Below are 17,379 nucleotides of genomic sequence, written 5' to 3'. Positions count from 1 at the left end.
CCGCCCGCGGTGAAGCCACACGCCTGGCGAGACGGATCATAGACCTCGACCACGACCTTGCCACCGCGACCAGACGCATCCTCGAACTCCTGCGCATGAGCCCTGCCTCCGTGCTGCTCGAGGAACCAGGGATCGGGCCCATCACCGCGGCCGTCGCATTCACAGCATGGTCACACCCCGGACGGGTCCGCTCCGAAGCCGCCTTCGCCAGCCTCGCCGGGACAAGCCCGATCCCAGCATCCTCCGGCAACACACAACGTCACCGCATCAACCCCGGCGGGGATCGCCGTCTCAACCAAGCACTCCACATGGCAACGGTCACACGCATGCGCATGGATCCCCGCACCCGCGCCTACGTCGAACGCCGCAGCGCCGAAGGACGAACACCCCGAGAGATCCGCCGCTGTCTCAAGCGCTACCTCGCTCGAAACATCTACCGAAAACTCAACACGGCCGCAGCCAACTGCACCCCAAGCTCTGCTTGACAGACATAGGAGATTCAACGGACTCATCGAACTCCACCGCCGCATCGCCAGAGGCTTCCGCAATCGCGACAACTACCGCCTACGCTGCCTACTCATCGCCGGAGGCCTGGACACCTGAACCACCCTCAAGTCCGAAGAGCCAGTTAAGCCCAGCAATTGGCCTGTCGGACTCTTGGGATTTCTGCGCGATCGATTTGGCTCTAGCCAACTGCTCTTGTGTGAGCGAGGTGGAAGTAGATTCTGCGGGCAAGGCTCGACATTGTCCCGCCTTGGTAGCGGTTTCTGCCCCCAAGGCCAGTGCCGTCGGGGTTGTGAGCCACGACACCATGGAGACGCTTAGAGCGATGGCAACGGATAGAAGATACTTCGAGAATAATCTCATTGGTCATCCTTCCTTCTGGCCTTCAGTTGCAATAGCAGGAACGTGGCAGCGGTGATGCACACCGCTAAAATGATGAACAATTTAAAATCAAACTCCATGAGCCTCCCTCGAATATGGGAAATTATTAGCCATTACAACCCGTGGCAGCACCGATGTCAATAGGTCGAGCTGACTCACCTAAAAGCCCCGGTGCGGGCGACTTCGAGACGCTGGTGGTCTCGATGGCCGACTGGAGCGAGTGGTATGCCTTCGGCGGCCCCCAGTACGGCACGACCGCATGGCATGAGGCGTACACCTCTGCCCGGCAGGTCATCGAGTCCAAGAACAACCAGCTCAAGAGCGGTATCACGTTCACCATGGACAACGTCCGCACACGCCTCATGCGGGGGTTCACCAACCAACTCCTCATCATGACGATGATCTGCATGGCCACCAACCTGATGATCGTCCGCGATGTCCTGGATGTGGAGGCCGGCGAGGAGACCACCCGCAAGCCCTCCCAGCCCAGTCGCCGTCCGTCAGGGCGCCTTCGCTACCGGCGCTCGTCGCCCATCAAGACCAGGCCCGCGGTAGGCAGACCCAAGGAGCCTGACCCGCTCGAATAACCGGGTCCCGGCCGATGCAGACAACCGCACCCCACTTTCCCACCGAAGGAACCCACCAGACCCGACCAGTTCGGGTCATTGGCATGCCCAGGACACACCCCAACGGCCCCATGGAACCCCAGTCAGCACCTGCCTGACTGGGGTTCTTGCGGTCCTGGGGTGTGTCCTGGGCCCATGGGACCCTGCCGGGCAGGTAGCGCGAAACCCAACAGCCACTTGCCGCGAAAATCCCACTCTCGCAGGGGCGGCCCGCGCCCGGATCCTCTCCCGCGGGAACGGGGGATCCGTCGGACGCACTAGGCTTGGACGGACAGGTTGCGGCCCGCCGCGCCGTCGTTGACAACTGGCACCCAGCAGGAAAGGCACATCGTGGAGCCCAATCCGAGCGATCCGCAGGACGTCCAGCAGGACGGCCGCCCGGCCACCGACCAGGCGCTGTTCGAGGTTCCCGCAGGCCAGGGCAGGAAGCGCAATGACGTGCAGACCCCGGCCGGCGAGGAGGACCCGACCGGCCGGATCTTCCCGGAGCTCCCCGAGCCGACGCCGCCGGCAGGGGGGCAGCGGCGTGCGATTGTGATCAGCAATGTGAACCAGAAGGGTGGCGTGGGCAAGACCACCACCACCATCAACCTGGGCGCCGCACTGGTGGAGACCGGCCGCCGGGTGCTGTTGGTGGACTTCGACCCGCAGGGATCGCTCTCGGTGGGGCTGGGGATCAACCCGCACACCCTGGACACCAGCATCTACAACCTGCTGCTCAGCAAGGAATACACCCCGCAGGAGGTGATCCAGACCTCCGTCGTGGAGGGCCTGGACATCCTGCCGTCCAACATCGACCTGTCCGCGGCGGAGGTGCAGCTGGTCAGCGAGGTGGCCCGGGAGCAGACCCTGCTGCGGGTGATCGAGAAGGTGCAGGATGACTACGACGTGATCCTGATCGACTGCGCCCCGTCGCTGGGGCTGCTGACCATCAACGCCCTGACCGCGTCGCACTATGTGCTGATGCCGCTGGAGTGCGAGTTCTTCGCGCTGCGCGGCATCGCCCTGCTGACCGACACCATCAGCAAGGTGCAGGAGCGGCTCAACCCGAAGCTGGAGATCCTGGGCATCCTGGGCACCATGTACGACGGCCGCACCCTGCACTCCCGCGAGGTGCTGGAGCGCGTCGTGGACGCCTTCGGCGAGCAGGTCTTCCACACCGTGATCAAGCGCACCATCAAGTTCCCGGAGACCACCGTCGCCGGTGAGCCGATCACCACCTACGCGTCCAGCTCGCCCGGCGCGGCCGCCTACCGCCAGCTCGCCAAGGAGGTTCTGGCTCGATGCCACGGCGTGTGAGCCTGCCCGGCGCCTCGGAACTCTTCCGGGCGACGTCCAGTGGCGTCGAGGTGGGCCCCGAGCCCACCGAAGCAGCCCCGCAGCCGGTGAAGAGGTCGGTGGCCAAGGCCGCCAAGGCCCCCGCGAAGCGTGCCCCGGCCCAGCGCCCCGCCGCGTCGGGACGGGTGAAGCACGACGAGAAGATCACCGTCTACGTCAGCCGCGACGAACTGATCCGACTGGAGCAGGCCCGGTTGATGATGCGCGGGGACTACGGCCTGGCGGTGGACCGCGGCCGGATCGTGCGCGAATCGATCGCGCTGGCGATGGAGGACCTGGCCGTCCGTGGCCCCGAGAGCGACTTGGCCCGACGGCTGAACGGCGACTGAGATGGCCGGCGGCAACCAGCCGGCCCTGATCGAGGCCCCGGAAGAGGGCGTCCACAAGGGATTCCAGGTGGTGCTCGACAATTTCGAGGGCCCCTTCGACCTGCTGCTGCAGCTGATCAGTCGGCACAAGCTGGACGTCACCGAGGTCTCGCTGAGCCGGGTGACCGACGAGTTCATCGCGCACGTCAAGGCCGGCGGCGCGGTCTGGGACCTGGAACAGACCAGCTCCTTCCTGGTGGTGGCCGCCACCCTGCTGGACCTCAAGGCCGCGCGACTGCTGCCCAAGGGCGAGGTGGAGGATCCGGAGGATCTGGCGCTGCTGGAGGCCCGGGACCTGCTCTTTGCGCGGTTGCTGCAGTACCGGGCGTTCAAGCTGGTCAGCGCCGCCTTCGCCACCCGACTGGAGGCCGAGACCAAGCGCTTCGCCCGCCCCGGTGGGCTGGAACCGCGCTTTGCCGGGCTGCTGCCCGAGGTGCAGATCCGCGCCACCCCGCAACGCTTCGCCGAGGTCGCGGCCAAGGCGATGACCCCGCCCGAGGTGGTGGAGGTCAGCCTGGAGCACCTGCACGCCTCCACCGTCACCGTCCGCGAGCAGGCCGGGATCATCGCCGACCGGCTGCGCCGCATCGGCACGCTCAGCTTTCGCGCGCTGACCGGCGACGCGGACAAGATCACCACCGTCGTGCGCTTCCTGGCCCTGCTGGAACTCTTCCGCAACCGGGCGGTCAGCTTCGAGCAGCTGACGCCGCTGGGGGAGCTGACGATCCGCTGGACCGGCGACGACGAGGACGAACTGAGCATCAGCGATGAATTCGACCAGACCGATGGGGCCGACGAGGATGCCGCGGGGCCCGAGGACATCGCCCCCACCCTGCCGACCGGGCCCGAGCCGGTCGAATCCGAGCTGACCGAACCCGCGCCGTTTGAACCGAAGGAGCAGCCATGAGCGAGCCGGAAGCACCGGACCACGGTGACGCGGAGCTGACCGCCGTCGTCCTGGAGGAGCGCGCCGAGGAGACCGAGGGCGTGCTGGAGGCGCTGTTGCTGATGGCCGAGGAACCGATGCCCGCCGAGACCCTGGCCGAGGCGGTGCAACAGCCGCTGGCGGTGGTGGAGCGGGCACTGGCCAACCTCGTCGAGTTCTACGACCGTAGCCAGCGTGGTTTCGAGCTGCGCAATGTCGGCGGCGGCTGGCGCTACTGGACCCGCGCCGAGCATGCCGAACTGATCAGCCAGTGGGTGGTCTCCGGCCAGTCCAACAAGCTCTCCCAGGCGGCGCTGGAAACCCTCAGCGTGATCGCCTACCTGCAGCCGATCAGCCGCGCCCGGGTGAGCGCGGTGCGCGGCGTCAACGTCGACGGGGTGGTGCGCACCCTGCTGTCGCGTGGCCTGATCAGCGAGGCCGGCGCCGACGAGCACACCGGCGCGATGGTCTTCAGCACCACCGACTACTTCCTGGAACGGATGGGCCTGGCCAGCCTCGACGAACTGCCGCCGCTGGCCCCGCACCTGCCCGATGCGTCGGCGCTCGAGGCGGAATTGTCGCAACTTGCCGCTACCGTGGAGGTGGACAGTCCCGACGAATCGGCGGCTGCCCCGACCGGGGAGGGCGAACCCGCCAGCCCCGAGCACGAGGAAATGGAAGACCATGAGTGACCACGACGACCGTGAGGTCGACGAGCTGACGGGCGAAAGCGACCAGATGATGGCCGAGTCCGTCGAATCCCCCGTCGAGCCCGGCGAGGAGAGCGACACCACCAGCGCCGACGACGAGGGCATCCGGCTGCAGAAGGTGCTGGCCAATGCCGGTATTGCGTCGCGCCGCCACGCCGAGATCATGATCGACAACGGCCGGGTGGAGGTGAACGGCGTCCTGGTCACCGAGCAGGGCATGCGCGTCAACCCCGACCGGGACACCATCCGCGTCGACGGGATGCGGATTCCGCCGCCTCGCCGGCACGTCTACCTGGTGGTCAACAAGCCCCGCGGCGTCGTTTCCACCATGGAGGATCCGGAGGGCCGCCCCACGCTGGGCGACATCAAGTTCGACAAGCAGAGCTGGCAGCAGTTGCGCCTGTTCCACGTCGGCCGGCTGGACACCGACACCGAGGGCCTGATCCTGCTGACCAATGACGGCGAATTTGCCCACCGGATGGCGCACCCCAGCTACAAGATCCCCAAGACCTACCTGGCGGAGGTGGAGGGCCTGCTTGACAACAAGACCCTGCGCCGGCTGGAGAAGGGCCTGCGGCTCGACGACGGCCCGGTGAAGCCCGACAAGGTGAAGCTGGTGATGCGTTCCGAGACCCGATCGCTGGTGGAGATCACCCTGCACGAGGGCCGCAACCGGATCGTGCGACGGATGATGGATTCGGTCGCTCACCCGGTGCGCAAGCTGAGCCGCACCGCGATCGGCCCGGTCCGGCTGGGGCAGCTGCCGCTGGGTGAGGCTCGTGAGCTGACCCGCGACGAGCTGGGCTTCCTGCTGGACGCCGTCAAGATGTGACCATGCAGCGCGTTCGCGGACTGGAGACCGAATACGGCCTCCAACTGCGGGTGCGCCCGGCCGACGCCGCCAACCCTGCCGGGTGGCGGCGTTTGTCGTCCGACGAGGCCGCCCAGCAGCTCTTCGCACCCGTCGTCGAGGCCAATGCCGCCAGCAATGTCTACCTGCGCAATGGCGGGCGGCTCTACCTGGATGTCGGCTCCCACCCGGAATACGCGACGGCCGAATGCTCCACCCTGACCGAGCTGCTGGCGCAGGACCGGGCAGGTGACCTGATCATCGCCCGGCTGGCCGAGCGCGCCCGGGAATCCCTGGCCCAGCAGGGATACCAGGCCCGGATCAGCATCTTCAAGAACAATGTGGATTCGCACGGAAATTCCTACGGCAGCCACGAGAACTTCCAGGTGGCCCGCTCCGGTGAGCTGAACCAGCTGGTGGAGGCCTTGATGCCCTTCCTCGTCACCCGGCAGCTGCTCTGCGGCGCCGGGCACTGGGAGCGCGACCAGCTGGGCCGCGGCCACTTCCAGATCAGCCAGCGCGCGGCGCACATGTGGGATCCGTTGAGTTCGGCCACCACCCATTCCCGCCCGATGGTCAACACCCGCGACGAGCCGCACGCCGACGCGCAGCGTTTCCGTCGGCTGCACGTGATCGTCGGGGACTCGACCATGCTGGAGCCCACGACGCTGCTGCGACTCGGCTCGATGGAGCTGGTGCTGCGTGCCCTGGAGGACTCCCCGAGCGAGACCCGACCTCGATCCCCGAGCGGAACCCAATCACGATTCCCGAGCTTGTCGAGGGGCCCCGCGAGGGGTATCCGCGAACCCGGCCGCGTGATCCGCGAGGTGGCCGGCGACCTCACCGGCCGCTGCCCGGTCGCCGACGACGGCGCCTCCGCCCTGGACATCCAGCGGGAACTGTGGGAACTCACCACCCCCTTTGCGGACGACGACGAACTGCGCCAGGCCCATGAGCTGTGGGGGCGGGTGCTGGACGCCATCCAGGATCGCGCCCTGGAACGGGTCGAGACGGAAATCGACTGGGTGGCCAAGCGGCGGCTGCTGCTGGCCCAGCGGGAGCGGCACGGCATGACCGACGACGATCCGCGGCTGGCGCAGCTGGATCTGGCCTGGCATGACATCGTCACCGGGCAGGGGCTGGCGCGGGTGGCGGAGGCCCGCGGGCAGGTGCGTCGGGTCCTGCCCGACTGCGCGGCCGAGCACGCCGTCGACGAACCACCCGGCACCACCCGGGCGGTGCTGCGCGCCCGCTTCGTCGCGGCCGCGCAACGGCACCGACGGGAGTACACCGTCGACTGGATGAAGTTCAGTTGCCATGACCTGACCGACGGCGCCGTCAGCGTGCAAAACCCCTTGTGCACCGCGGATCGGCGGGTGGAGGAGATCGTGGCCCGGATGGCCAGCGAGCCCCGCCGAGCCGGTTCGGCGGGTTTCACGGCGGCCCGGCACAGTTGGAGCCCTTCGGACCTCGGGTAACCTGCACTGGTGCCTCGAATCCTTTCGCAGATCCTGACCACCCAGACCCGCCGAGCCGGCATCGCCCTGCTGGCCGTCGGCCTCAGCGCCTCGCTGGCGGCCTGCGGCAGCAAGGACGCCGACACCGCGGCCACCCCGTCGGCCGGTGGCTCCGCCGCCGCGTCGGCTCCGGCCTCGGCCCCCGCCTCGGACCCTGCAGCCAGCACGTCGGCCTCCGCCCCGGCCACGCCCACGGTGAAGCCGGCCATGATCAAGGACCTGTCGGCGCTCGACGTCGCCCCCACCACCGTCGGCAAGGCGCCGACGGTCAAGGCCAAGTGGCCGCTGGCGATCGAGAAGTCCCAGACCAAGGTGCTCACCCCCGGCAAGGGGGAGACCGTTGCCAAGGGAGCCACCGTGAAGGTGAACTACCACGGCGTCAACGCCCGCGACGGCAAGGTCTTCGACTCCTCCTTCAAGAACGGCCAGCCCGCCACCTTCAGCCTGCGCGGTGTGGTGCCCGGCTTCACCAAGGCGATCGAGGGGCAGAAGCTCGGCAGCCGCGTCGTCACCATGATGACCGCCGCTGACGGCTATGCCGAGGGCAATCCGCAGGCCGGAATCCAGAAGGGCGACAATCTGGTCTTCGTGATCGACATCCTGGAGACCTCCAAGAACGTCGCCCCCAAGGCTGGCCTGCCGACGGTGAAGGACGATGCCCAGGGCATGCCCACTGCCACCGTCCCGAAGACCGCCGCCCCCACCGAGACCGTCGTGCAGCCGTTGGTGCAGGCGCCCGGTGAGAAGGTGACCGACAAGTTCATGGTGCAGGTGGCCTACCGCGCCTGGGACTGGAAGACCGGCAAGCTGCTGGAGGATTCCTACTCGGCCCAGCAGGCCCCGCAGCCGGTCCAGGTCTCCCAGCTGATCCCGTCGATGAAGAAGGCGCTGGTGGGTCAGACCGTCGGCAGTCGGGTGATGGTGGTCATCCCGCCGAAGGACCAGCCGAAGCCGCAGGCCTCCTCGGCCAGCCCGTCGGCCACGCCGAGCGCGCCCACCCAGACGCTGGTCTACGTGATCGACATCCAGCAGGGTCAGGCCGGCGCCTGATCCAGCCGCCCCACCACCCACGGGGTCCAGACCAGGTCATTGACCAGGTCACCGGGACGCAGCCGAGCCAAGACCGCGGCTGCGTCCCGGCCTTTTTCCAGCCCCGCCGAGGCGCACACCAGCCCCAGCACGTCGGCGGGGGAGTGCCCCAGACCGGCCAGGTCGGCCAGGGTGACGGCGCCGTCGCGCTTGGCCAGCCGCTGACCCTCGGCATTGAGCGCCAGCGAGACGTGCACGTACTCGGGCACGCAGAAGCCCAACCGCGACGCCAGCCAACCCTGCCGCGGGGAGGAGTCCAGCAGGTCGTCGCCACGCAGCACCTGCCCGACGCCCTGCAGGCCGTCGTCCACCACCACGGCCAGGTTGTAGGCGGGGGTGCCGTCGGCGCGGAAGAGTACGAAGTCATCCACCGGGCCGCTCACATCCCCGGCATGTTCGTCGCGGATGGTGAAGCTGGCGCCCTCGGCGCGCACCCGGACGGCGGGGGTCCTGGTCAGGCGACGTTGGTCGCGCTGCGTGCTGGACAGGTTGGCGCAGGTGCCCGGGTAGGGGCGCCAACTGGGCGCGCCCGGCCCGCCATTGGGGGCCTGGGAGGCCTCGGCGATCTCGCGACGGGTGCAGAAGCACTCGTAGGTCTCCAGCGTGGCTGCGGCATCACGGTAGAGCTGCAGCCGCTCGCTCTGCCGCAGCACCTCACCGTCCCAGTCGATCCCGAGCGCCGCCAGGTCATCGAGCTGCTGGCGGGCCACCTCGGGGGCGGCGGCGACGCGTTGCTGGTCCAGGTCCTCGATCCGCAGCAGGAATTCGCGGTTCTGGCTGCGTGCCCAGAGCCAGGCCAGCAGTGCGGTGCGCAGGTTGCCCAGGTGCAGGCTGCTGGTGGGTGAGGGGGCAAACCGTCCCGCTCCGCTCATCGGCTCTCCTTCCGCTGGTAGCCTCGTTCCTGCCCCGAACGCACGTCCCCGGCAGAAGGTCAGGCATGGCGCCACGCAAGAGCGAACGTATCGTGAACCTCACGATCTGCCTGCTCTCCGCGCGTCGTTTTCTGCCCAAGGAGCAGATCCGGGAGATCGTCGAGGGCTACCACGAGCTGAACGACGTCAACTTCGAGCGCACCTTCGAGCGGGACAAGGATGACCTGCGCGCCATGGGTGTGCCGGTGGAGACCGGCCACAACGACACGCTCTTCGACGACGAGCCGGGTTATCGGATCCGCCGCGCCAATTTCGAGTTCCCGCCGGTGGAGTTCACCGCCGAGGAGGCCACCGCGCTGGGGGCCGCCGCTCGGGTGTGGCAGCAGGCCAGCGTCGCCGAGCAGACGGTGAATGCCCTGGCCAAGCTGCGCGCCGCCGGCGTCGAACCGGATACGGACCGGCTGGCGGCGCTCGAACCGAGCGTCACCGCGCAGGAGCCGGCCTTCGAAGCGATCTGGCAGGCCACTCTGCAGCGTCGACGGGTGCACTTCGGCTACCGCAACCGCGAGCCGGAGCGGGTGCTGGAGCCGTGGAGCGTCACCTGGCGCAAGGGCCGCTGGTATGTGATGGGGCAGGACCTCAGCCGCGGGGAGCCGCGGATGTTCAAGATGAGCCGGATCACCAGCCAGCCGGTGCTGGAGGAGGCGCGCGACTCCTACCAGGTGCCCGACGTGGACCTGGCGGAGCTGGCCCGACGGCTGGAACCCAGCGGCCCGGCGTCGACGGCGCTGGTGGCGATCCGGGAGGGGCACGCGCCGGGGATGACCCGACGCTCGGAGCCGAGCCCGACCGCCGTCGCCCTGCCCGCCGGTTTCACGGTGTGGCGGGTGCCGTATGCCAATCGCGCCGATCTGGTGGCCGAGATCTGCGCCGCCGCCGACGATGCGCTGGTGGTGGAGCCGGTGGCGCTGCGCTACCAGGTGCTGGAGCAGTTGCGCGCCGTCGCCCGACGGGAGGGCACCGCATGAGCACCTCCGCGGACCAGGTGGCGCGGCTGCTCGCACTGGTGCCCTACCTGCAGGCGCACCAGGGGATCGCCGTGACCGAGGCCGCCAAGGCCTTCAAGATCACTCCGGCGCAGTTGATGAAGGACCTCAACGTGCTGTGGATGTGCGGCCTGCCGGGTGGGCTGCCGGGTGACCTGATCGAGATCGACATGGACGCTGCCGAGGAGCAGGGCACCATCCACCTGACCAATGCCGACTACCTGGCCCGGCCGATGCGTTTCACCCTGGACGAGGTGATGAGCCTGGTGGTGGCGCTGCGCGCGGTCGCCGAGGTGGCCAGCGGCGAGACGGCTCGCTCGGTGCACAGCGCGTTGGCGAAGCTGGAGGCGCTGACCACGTCGGGGGAGTCCGAGCGGGTGGCGATCCGGGTGGCCAGCGGCGACGAGACGGTGCGCAGCGTGCTGACCGCCGCCATCGACGAGGGCAAGCGGGTGCGGCTGGTCTACGACGGCCTGACCCGCGGGCACACGTCGACGCCCGAGGTGGATCCGGTGCGGATCGACCTGCGCGACGGTGCCGCCTACCTGCAGGCGTGGAGTCTGGAGCGCGATGCCTGGCGCACCTACAAGCTGGACCGGATTGTCCGCGCCGAGCTGCTGGAGCTGCCGGCCGAGGCCCACGGGACGCCGCCGAAGCCGGTGGCGGGTTGGTTCGAGACCAACCAGGCCAGCGTGACGCTGGAGCTGCAGCCGTCGGCGGCCTGGATCACCGAGTACTACCCGACGCTGGAGGTGCACGGCTCCGGAAGCGACGGTGAACTTCTGGTGGCGACGCTTCCGGTGGCCGACCCCAACTGGTTGCGTTCGCTCTTGCTGCGGCTGGGGGGCGGCGCGCGGGTGCTGGAGCCCGCCGGTGCCGGCCGGGATGCGGCCCAGGCCGCGGTGGATGCGCTGGCGCTGAATGCGTCGGTCTTCGGCACCGACCCGCCCGACGAGATCGAGCCCCAACGGGCCGCCGACAAGGGCTGATGATGGGCTGGCTGCTGCTGTGGTGCGGGATCGGGCTGCTCTGGCTGGCGACGATGGCCGGTTGCGGCTGGATGTTGTGGCGCAAGGGTCGGGCGCTGGTCCGGGAGCTCGCCGAGCAGGGCCGCACCCTGGGTGAGTTGGTCAGCCTGCTGGGGGAGCTAGAGTTGCAGGGCGACGATGCTCGTCACAGGTCGAGCGCAGGTCGGTAGAGTCTTTGGACGGCCGGGGCCCCTCCCGGTCACGAACATGGGAGTTGGACATGGCTGGTCTGGGTTGGCAGGAACTGCTGATCGTTCTGGTGATTGCGGTGCTGCTGTTTGGCGGCACCCGGCTCGCCGGTGTCGGCAAGGCCTCCGGGCGCGCGATCCGCGAGTTCAAGGAGGAGACCGCCGGTCTCAAGGAGGTCGGCAAGAATGGCGCCACCGCCGCTGACGCGTCGAAGACGACGGCCGAGGCCGAGATCGTCGACGAGGCCAACAAGCGCATCAACTGACCCGTGCCCGCCAGCATGAAGCGGCGGTTCTCGCGGCCGGACTGGCTGCGGGTGCCGGAGCCGTCGGATGACGGGTCGATGGCGCTGGTCGACCACCTGAAGGAACTGCGCTACCGGGTGATCGTCTCGGCGGTCGCCATCGTGGCCATCATGTGTGTGACCTTGTTCTTCAACAACTACTTCGAGAACTTGGTGCTCGGCCCCTATGACCGTGCCACGGCCATCTTCAGGGAAAGCCATCCTGACAGCAACATCATCATGTCCACCGACGGTCTGGCCGGTGGCATGATGTTGACGCTCAAGATTGCCCTGTACTCGGGGCTGGTCTTGAGCTGCCCGGTGTGGCTCTACCAGATCTGGGCCTTCATTGCTCCGGGGCTGCTCTCCAAGGAGAAGAAGTACGCCCTGATGTTCCTGGGCACCTCCATCCCGCTCTTCCTGGCCGGCGTGGCGCTGGGCTACTGGATTTCGCCCAAGGGCTTCGTCGTGCTGCTGGGCTTCACTCCCGAGGGTGTCTCCAACATTCAGGACGTCAACAAGTTTCTGCAGTTCATGACGGTGACGCTGCTGGTCTTCGGGATCGCCTTTCTGCTGCCGGTGATCCTGGTCACGATGAACCTGGTGGGGGTGCTACGAGCCCAGACCTTGGCCAAGTACCGCACCTTCGGTATTTTCCTCTGCTTCGTCTTCGGTGCCGTGGCGACACCCTCGCAGGATCCGTTCAGCATGTGTGCCTTGGCGGTGCCGATGGCCGTGATGTACATCATCAGCGAGATCATCTGTCGGATCAACGACAAGCGCCGCGCCGCCCGCGGTGACCTGGTCCTGGTCGACTGACGGCATGGTTTCCGGCCCCATCATCCACCTGGTCGTCAACCCCAGCGCGGGGCGCGGCCGGGCCCGTCGGCTGCTGCCCAGGGTGCACAACACCCTCGCGGACGCCGTTCCCGACGGGCGGGTGGTGGTGCACCTGACCACCAGCTACGACGACGCCCGGCGCCAAGCGCTGGAATCCGCCCGCTCGGCCCGCCCGGGCCGTTCCGGGAACGAGCGCGACAGTCTGGTGGTGATGGGTGGCGACGGGATGGCGCACCTGGGGCTGAATGCCTGCGCCGAGGCTCGAGCCGATGCGCTTGATGTGCCGCTGGGGATCATCCCGGCCGGCACCGGCAATGACTTCTGCCGCGGGGTCGGCCTGCCCGCGGACATCCGCGAAGCCACCCTGGCCGTCGCCGGGCGTCGCACCCGTCGGATCGACCTGACGGAGGTGGCCGGTCCGCTCACCGGCGGCGACGAGCACCGTTACGTCGGCTCGGTGGTCTCCACCGGCTACGACGCCCGGGTGAACCTGGCCACCAACGATTTCCGTTACCCGATCGGGCCACTGGGGCCGCTGGCCTATGGCGCGCTGGCGCTGGGCGAACTGGCCCGCTTCCGGCCGCTGGACTACCGGATCGAGATCGATGGCCAGCGACGCGAATTGAGCTCCGTGCTGGTAGCCGTCGCCAATGCCGGTCACTTCGGCGGTGGGATGCACATCGTGCCCGACGCCGACGTCACCGACGGCCTGCTGGACGTGCTGATCGTCGGCGACCTGAAGCGCCGCCAGGTGCTCGCCCTGCTGCCCAAGCTCTACACCGGCGGGCACGTCGGGCACCCCGCGGTGGAATTCGTCCAGGCCCGGCAGGTGCGGATCGACGGCCAGATCGTCAACCGCGACGGCAGCCGCGCCCCGATGTTCGCGATGGCCGACGGCGAGCGCCTCGGTGGCGTCCCGCTCACCGCCACCTGCCGCCCCGGCCTGATCGACGTGTTCACCGCCTGACGAGGGCCCCTTCCACGACCTCTCGATGAGCTCGGGGACAGCGCGACGTAGCTGGCTGCGCTGAGGAAGACGCCCTGTAGTGCGGTGCGCCTGCCCAGGGGAGTGGCGGGGGCCGTGGCCGACCGTCGCTCTCCGGCCGCGTGGACATTCGCTGGTAAGACCGCGAGGAGGAGGACAACCAGCCCCCGGGCTGCCCCGTTCCGCACCAAGCCGGATGGCACGAGCAGGGCGACGGTGTCGGCCAGTTCCATCAGCCCGCTCACGGGGACCAGCAACTGAGGATGAGGCAGCGCAGGCGGGACGATGGCGATCAATCCCTCCCGCCTTGCGGGCGCGAAGTGGGCCAGACCCGCAGGGTGAGCATCACTGCGAGACCGACGGCAACGGCTTCCACCCGCCTTCCCGGCGCAGGCGCCTGGCCATGTGGTGCACGGCCTCGCGTCGCTTCTGGGGGAGGGAACGCTCCCCGAGGAGTCTGCGGAGACGATCACCCGTCGAGCAGCACACCAACTCTTCGGGAGAGCGCGCGAGGCCTTGACAGCTCCGCGGCCGGCACTTCGCGCCAAAGAGTCGGCCGCGTGACTCCGCGCCGAAGGTCCGGGCCGTCGGCTGTTCCATGAGCGCGCGGAGTGGCCCGAAGTGTCGCGAGGTGCCCATTGGTGCCCGGGTATTCCGTGGGGAGAGGTTTCGTCCCTCTCAACCCCCTCGACAAACTCGGGGACCGTGGTCGCGAGAGCAGCTCTGTCACGATGGCCGGGGCAAAGCAACCACGATGGCCGAGCCTGTCGAGGACCCTCGAACCGGGGAACGCAGAAATGTCAGATCCACCGGCTAACCTCATCGGTGATGACTGACAACGAGATTCCCGAGGTTCCCGACGACGCGTCCGAGCTGCTGGACGGGCCGCTGGCTCCCTTTGTCGTGCGGCCGGGCAGCCTGCTGGAGCAGTTCGCCGCCGGCTACAGCTTCTCCCTGGACGACTACCAGCTGCGGGCCTGCGCCCAGGTGGAGGACGGCGCCGGGGTGCTGGTCGCGGCCCCGACCGGTGCTGGCAAGACCGTGGTCGGTGAGTTCGCGGTCTTCTGCGCCCTGGCCACCGGCAAGAAGTGCTTCTACACCACCCCGATCAAGGCGCTGAGCAACCAGAAGTTCCATGATCTGACCGAGCGGCATGGCGCGGATCGGGTGGGGCTGCTCACTGGCGACTCGTCGGTCAATTCGGAGGCGCAGGTGGTGGTGATGACCACCGAGGTGCTGCGCAACATGATCTACGCCAACTCCACCACCCTGAACAACCTGGGCTATGTGGTGATGGACGAGGTGCACTACCTGGCCGACCGCTTCCGTGGCGCCGTCTGGGAAGAGGTGATCATCGGCCTGGCTCCCAGCGTGCAGGTGATCAGCCTGTCGGCCACCGTCAGCAATGCCGAGGAGTTCGGCGACTGGCTCGACGAGGTGCGCGGCAACGTGCAGGTGGTGGTCAGCGAACGTCGCCCCGTGCCGCTGTACCAGCACATCATGGCCGGCAAGCAGATCCACGACCTGTTCGAGGGCGTCGCCCCGACCGCGTCGGCGCTGCCCAGCGAACGCGCCGCCCGGGTCAACCCGGACCTGCTGAAGCTGGCCAGGAGCGAGGCCAAGGAGGTACGTGACGACTCGCGTCGTCCCCGGGGCCGCTCCGGCAAGGGCAAGAAGAATGTCGCCTACGGCTCGGGCCAGTTCGGCGGCGCCGCCAAGGCCCACCTGGACCGGCGCGGAGGTCGCGGCGGGCGCGGTGACCAAGGCCGGGACTCCCGGGATTCCCGCGACGATCGTCGCCCCCGGCTGACCCCCAGCCGGGCCGTGATGACCACCCAGTTGCAGCGCGCCCGGTTGCTGCCCGCCATCTGCTTCGTCTTCAGCCGGCAGGGCTGCGACGGTGCGGTGCGCCAGCTGCTGGGGGCCGGGGTGAACCTGACCAGCGACTCCGAGGCCACCCAGCTGATCGGCATCGCCCAGCGCCACCTCTCGGGCCTGAGCCCGGCAGACCTGCGGGCCTTGGACCACGACGTCTTCCTGGAGGCCCTGAGCCGCGGCATCGCCTCCCACCATGCCGGTTTGCTGCCCGCCTTCAAGGCCGTGGTGGAGGAGGGCTTCGCCGCGGGCCTGATCAAGATCGTCTTCGCCACCGAGACCCTGGCCCTGGGCATCAACATGCCCGCCAGGACCGTCGTGATCGAGAAGCTGGTGAAGTACAACGGCGAGAGCCATGTGGACATCACGCCCGGCGAGTACACCCAGCTGACCGGCCGGGCCGGGCGGCGCGGAATCGACGTCGAAGGCCACGCCGTGGTGCTCTGGCAAGCGGGAATGGACCCACGCGCCGTGGCCGGCCTGGCCTCCCGACGCACCTACCCGTTGAAGTCCTCCTTCTCGCCCACCTACAACATGACCGTCAACCTGGTGGGTCGGGTTGGTCGGGAGCGCGCCCGCGGGCTGCTGGAGCAGAGCTTCGCCCAGTTCCAGACCGACCGCTCCGTGGTGAACCTGGCCTCGGTGGCGGCGCGCAACCAGCGGGAGATCGACGACTACCTGAAGGCCGCCCACTGCGAGCGCGGTGACTTCGCCGAGTACGCCCGGCTGCGCGAAGAGGTGAAGCAGACCGAGGCCGAACAGGCGCGGCTGCGCAAGCAGGACAAGCGGGCCGAGGCGCTCAACTCGTTGCTCACCTTGGAGGCCGGCGACATCATCCACGTCCCCTCGGGTCGGCACGAGGGTTGGGCCGCGGTGATCGACCCCGGCCGTCGCGGCGGCCGCGGGGGAGAACCGCACCCGATGGTGGTCACCGAACAGCGCGACGTGGTCCGGCTGACCACCAGCGACTTCCCGACCCCCACCCAGGTGGTCGGCAAGCTGCGGATCCCGCGCAAGTTCGACCCGCGCCAGCCCGCCAGTCGTCGCAACCTGGCCGCCTCCTTCCTGGACAAGCTGCACAGCCTCAATCCGCAGCTGGCCACCCTGCACGGCCCCAAGGCCGACGCGGAACTGACCGCCCAGATCACCGACCTTCGGCGCGAACTGAAGCGTCACCCCTGCCACGAGTGCCCGGACAGGGAGACCCACGCCCGCTTCGCCGAACGGGCAATGCGGCTGGAACGCGACCGCAACCAGGCCCGATCCCGCGCCGAGGCGCGCAGCAACACCATCGCCAAGCGCTTCGACAAGCTCTGTCAGGTGTTGGAGAGCCTGGGCTACCTGGGCAGCGAGGACCATGAGGTGACCGACGCCGGCCGGATGCTCGCCCGGCTCTACTCGGAGCTGGATCTGGTGGCGGCCGAGTGCATCCGTGACGGTGTCTTCGACGGGCTGGATGCCCCGCAGCTGGCCGCTGTGCTCAGCTCACTGGTCTACGAGACCCGACGGATCGAGCAGGGCCGGATGGCCCGGATGCCGGACCGGGCCACCGAGATCGCCCAGCAGGCGCTGCGCACCAAGTGGCGTGAGGTCAGCCTGGTGGAGCGGGACTTCCGCCTGGAGCGAAGCGGCGAACCGGACATCGGCTTCGCCGAGGCCGCCTACGCCTGGGCGTCGGGCGAACCGCTGGCCCGGGTGCTCGGAGACTGTGGCCTACCGGCCGGTGACTTCGTCCGATGGGTCCGTCAGGTGATCGACATGGCTGGTCAGGTGGCGGCTGCGGCCGGTCCCGGTGACCTGCGTCGCACCTGCCGGGAGGCCGTGACGGCGATGCGCCGCGGCGTGGTGGAGTTCGACCCCGACGAGGACTAGGCCGTTACCATGGACGTGGCCCGGGTCGCCGGGCCATCGTCCTGCCCGGACGCCTTCCCCTGACTGACCCATCCTGAATCG

General features: G+C 68.6%; 17 protein-coding genes. 16 read left to right on the top strand and 1 reads right to left on the bottom strand.

Annotated elements, in window-relative coordinates; genetic code table 11:
* The 9 genes from AAEX57_RS12670 to AAEX57_RS12630 all read left to right on the top strand — a co-directional run.
* On the top strand, positions 1-485 hold a 485-nt coding region (locus AAEX57_RS12670), incomplete at its 5' end, for a transposase (protein WP_342097788.1).
* A gap of 603 nt (positions 486-1,088) precedes the next feature.
* The gene (locus AAEX57_RS12665) at positions 1,089-1,472 is read left to right on the top strand and encodes a hypothetical protein (protein WP_342092620.1); all 384 of its coding nucleotides are present in this window, start codon (positions 1,089-1,091) and stop codon (positions 1,470-1,472) included.
* A gap of 369 nt (positions 1,473-1,841) precedes the next feature.
* Complete coding sequence (locus AAEX57_RS12660; RefSeq protein WP_446721150.1) at positions 1,842-2,810, top strand: ParA family protein; 969 nt, start codon at positions 1,842-1,844, stop codon at positions 2,808-2,810.
* Positions 2,795-3,178 (top strand): hypothetical protein, encoded by a 384-nt coding sequence (locus tag AAEX57_RS12655; protein ID WP_342092619.1) that lies wholly within the window; start codon positions 2,795-2,797, stop codon positions 3,176-3,178. Before AAEX57_RS12660 ends, AAEX57_RS12655 begins: the two co-directional genes overlap by 16 nt.
* Position 3,179: 1 nt before the next feature.
* Complete coding sequence (locus AAEX57_RS12650; protein WP_342092618.1) at positions 3,180-4,124, top strand: segregation and condensation protein A; 945 nt, start codon at positions 3,180-3,182, stop codon at positions 4,122-4,124.
* Entirely contained in the window at positions 4,121-4,834 is a 714-nt protein-coding gene (gene scpB / locus AAEX57_RS12645; RefSeq protein WP_342092617.1) for an SMC-Scp complex subunit ScpB, read from the top strand. Before AAEX57_RS12650 ends, scpB begins: the two co-directional genes overlap by 4 nt.
* A gap of 49 nt (positions 4,835-4,883) precedes the next feature.
* The gene (locus AAEX57_RS12640) at positions 4,884-5,684 is read left to right on the top strand and encodes a pseudouridine synthase (protein ID WP_342092627.1); all 801 of its coding nucleotides are present in this window, start codon (positions 4,884-4,886) and stop codon (positions 5,682-5,684) included.
* Between the two features lie 2 nt (positions 5,685-5,686).
* Positions 5,687-7,180: a proteasome accessory factor PafA2 family protein gene (locus AAEX57_RS12635; RefSeq protein WP_342092616.1), complete on the top strand. Its 1,494-nt coding sequence runs from the start codon at positions 5,687-5,689 to the stop codon at positions 7,178-7,180.
* 9 nt (positions 7,181-7,189) lie between these two features.
* On the top strand, positions 7,190-8,269 hold the full coding sequence (locus tag AAEX57_RS12630; RefSeq protein WP_342092615.1) for an FKBP-type peptidyl-prolyl cis-trans isomerase: 1,080 nt from the start codon (positions 7,190-7,192) through the stop codon (positions 8,267-8,269).
* Here the strand turns inward: AAEX57_RS12630 and gluQRS are convergent.
* The gene (gene gluQRS / locus AAEX57_RS12625) at positions 8,254-9,180 is read right to left on the bottom strand and encodes a tRNA glutamyl-Q(34) synthetase GluQRS (protein WP_342092614.1); all 927 of its coding nucleotides are present in this window, start codon (positions 9,178-9,180) and stop codon (positions 8,254-8,256) included. The two genes, AAEX57_RS12630 and gluQRS, sit on opposite strands and share 16 nt — an antisense overlap.
* A gap of 65 nt (positions 9,181-9,245) precedes the next feature.
* Between gluQRS and AAEX57_RS12620 the strand changes: the two genes are divergently transcribed.
* The 7 genes from AAEX57_RS12620 to AAEX57_RS12590 all read left to right on the top strand — a co-directional run bounded on the left by AAEX57_RS12620 (position 9,246) and on the right by AAEX57_RS12590 (position 17,298).
* Positions 9,246-10,208 (top strand): helix-turn-helix transcriptional regulator, encoded by a 963-nt coding sequence (locus AAEX57_RS12620; protein WP_342092613.1) that lies wholly within the window; start codon positions 9,246-9,248, stop codon positions 10,206-10,208.
* The gene (locus AAEX57_RS12615) at positions 10,205-11,215 is read left to right on the top strand and encodes a helix-turn-helix transcriptional regulator (protein WP_342092612.1); all 1,011 of its coding nucleotides are present in this window, start codon (positions 10,205-10,207) and stop codon (positions 11,213-11,215) included. Before AAEX57_RS12620 ends, AAEX57_RS12615 begins: the two co-directional genes overlap by 4 nt.
* Positions 11,215-11,424, top strand: a complete 210-nt coding sequence (locus tag AAEX57_RS12610) for a hypothetical protein (RefSeq protein ID WP_342092611.1) — start codon at positions 11,215-11,217, stop codon at positions 11,422-11,424. The genes AAEX57_RS12615 and AAEX57_RS12610 overlap by 1 nt, the downstream gene beginning before the upstream one ends.
* A gap of 50 nt (positions 11,425-11,474) precedes the next feature.
* Positions 11,475-11,708, top strand: coding sequence for a Sec-independent protein translocase subunit TatA/TatB (locus AAEX57_RS12605; RefSeq protein WP_342092610.1), 234 nt, complete (start codon positions 11,475-11,477; stop codon positions 11,706-11,708).
* A 3-nt stretch (positions 11,709-11,711) separates the two neighbouring features.
* Positions 11,712-12,545: a twin-arginine translocase subunit TatC gene (tatC, locus tag AAEX57_RS12600; RefSeq protein WP_342092609.1), complete on the top strand. Its 834-nt coding sequence runs from the start codon at positions 11,712-11,714 to the stop codon at positions 12,543-12,545.
* Positions 12,546-12,549: 4 nt separating this feature from the next.
* Positions 12,550-13,533: a diacylglycerol/lipid kinase family protein gene (locus tag AAEX57_RS12595; RefSeq protein ID WP_342092608.1), complete on the top strand. Its 984-nt coding sequence runs from the start codon at positions 12,550-12,552 to the stop codon at positions 13,531-13,533.
* Between the two features lie 846 nt (positions 13,534-14,379).
* Positions 14,380-17,298: a DEAD/DEAH box helicase gene (locus AAEX57_RS12590; RefSeq protein WP_342092607.1), complete on the top strand. Its 2,919-nt coding sequence runs from the start codon at positions 14,380-14,382 to the stop codon at positions 17,296-17,298.
* Positions 17,299-17,379: the final 81 nt, after the last annotated feature.

Source organism: Luteococcus sp. H91, assembly GCF_038433135.1.
Taxonomy (GTDB): domain Bacteria; phylum Actinomycetota; class Actinomycetes; order Propionibacteriales; family Propionibacteriaceae; genus Luteococcus.
This window is presented reverse-complemented; position numbering and strand designations above follow the sequence as displayed.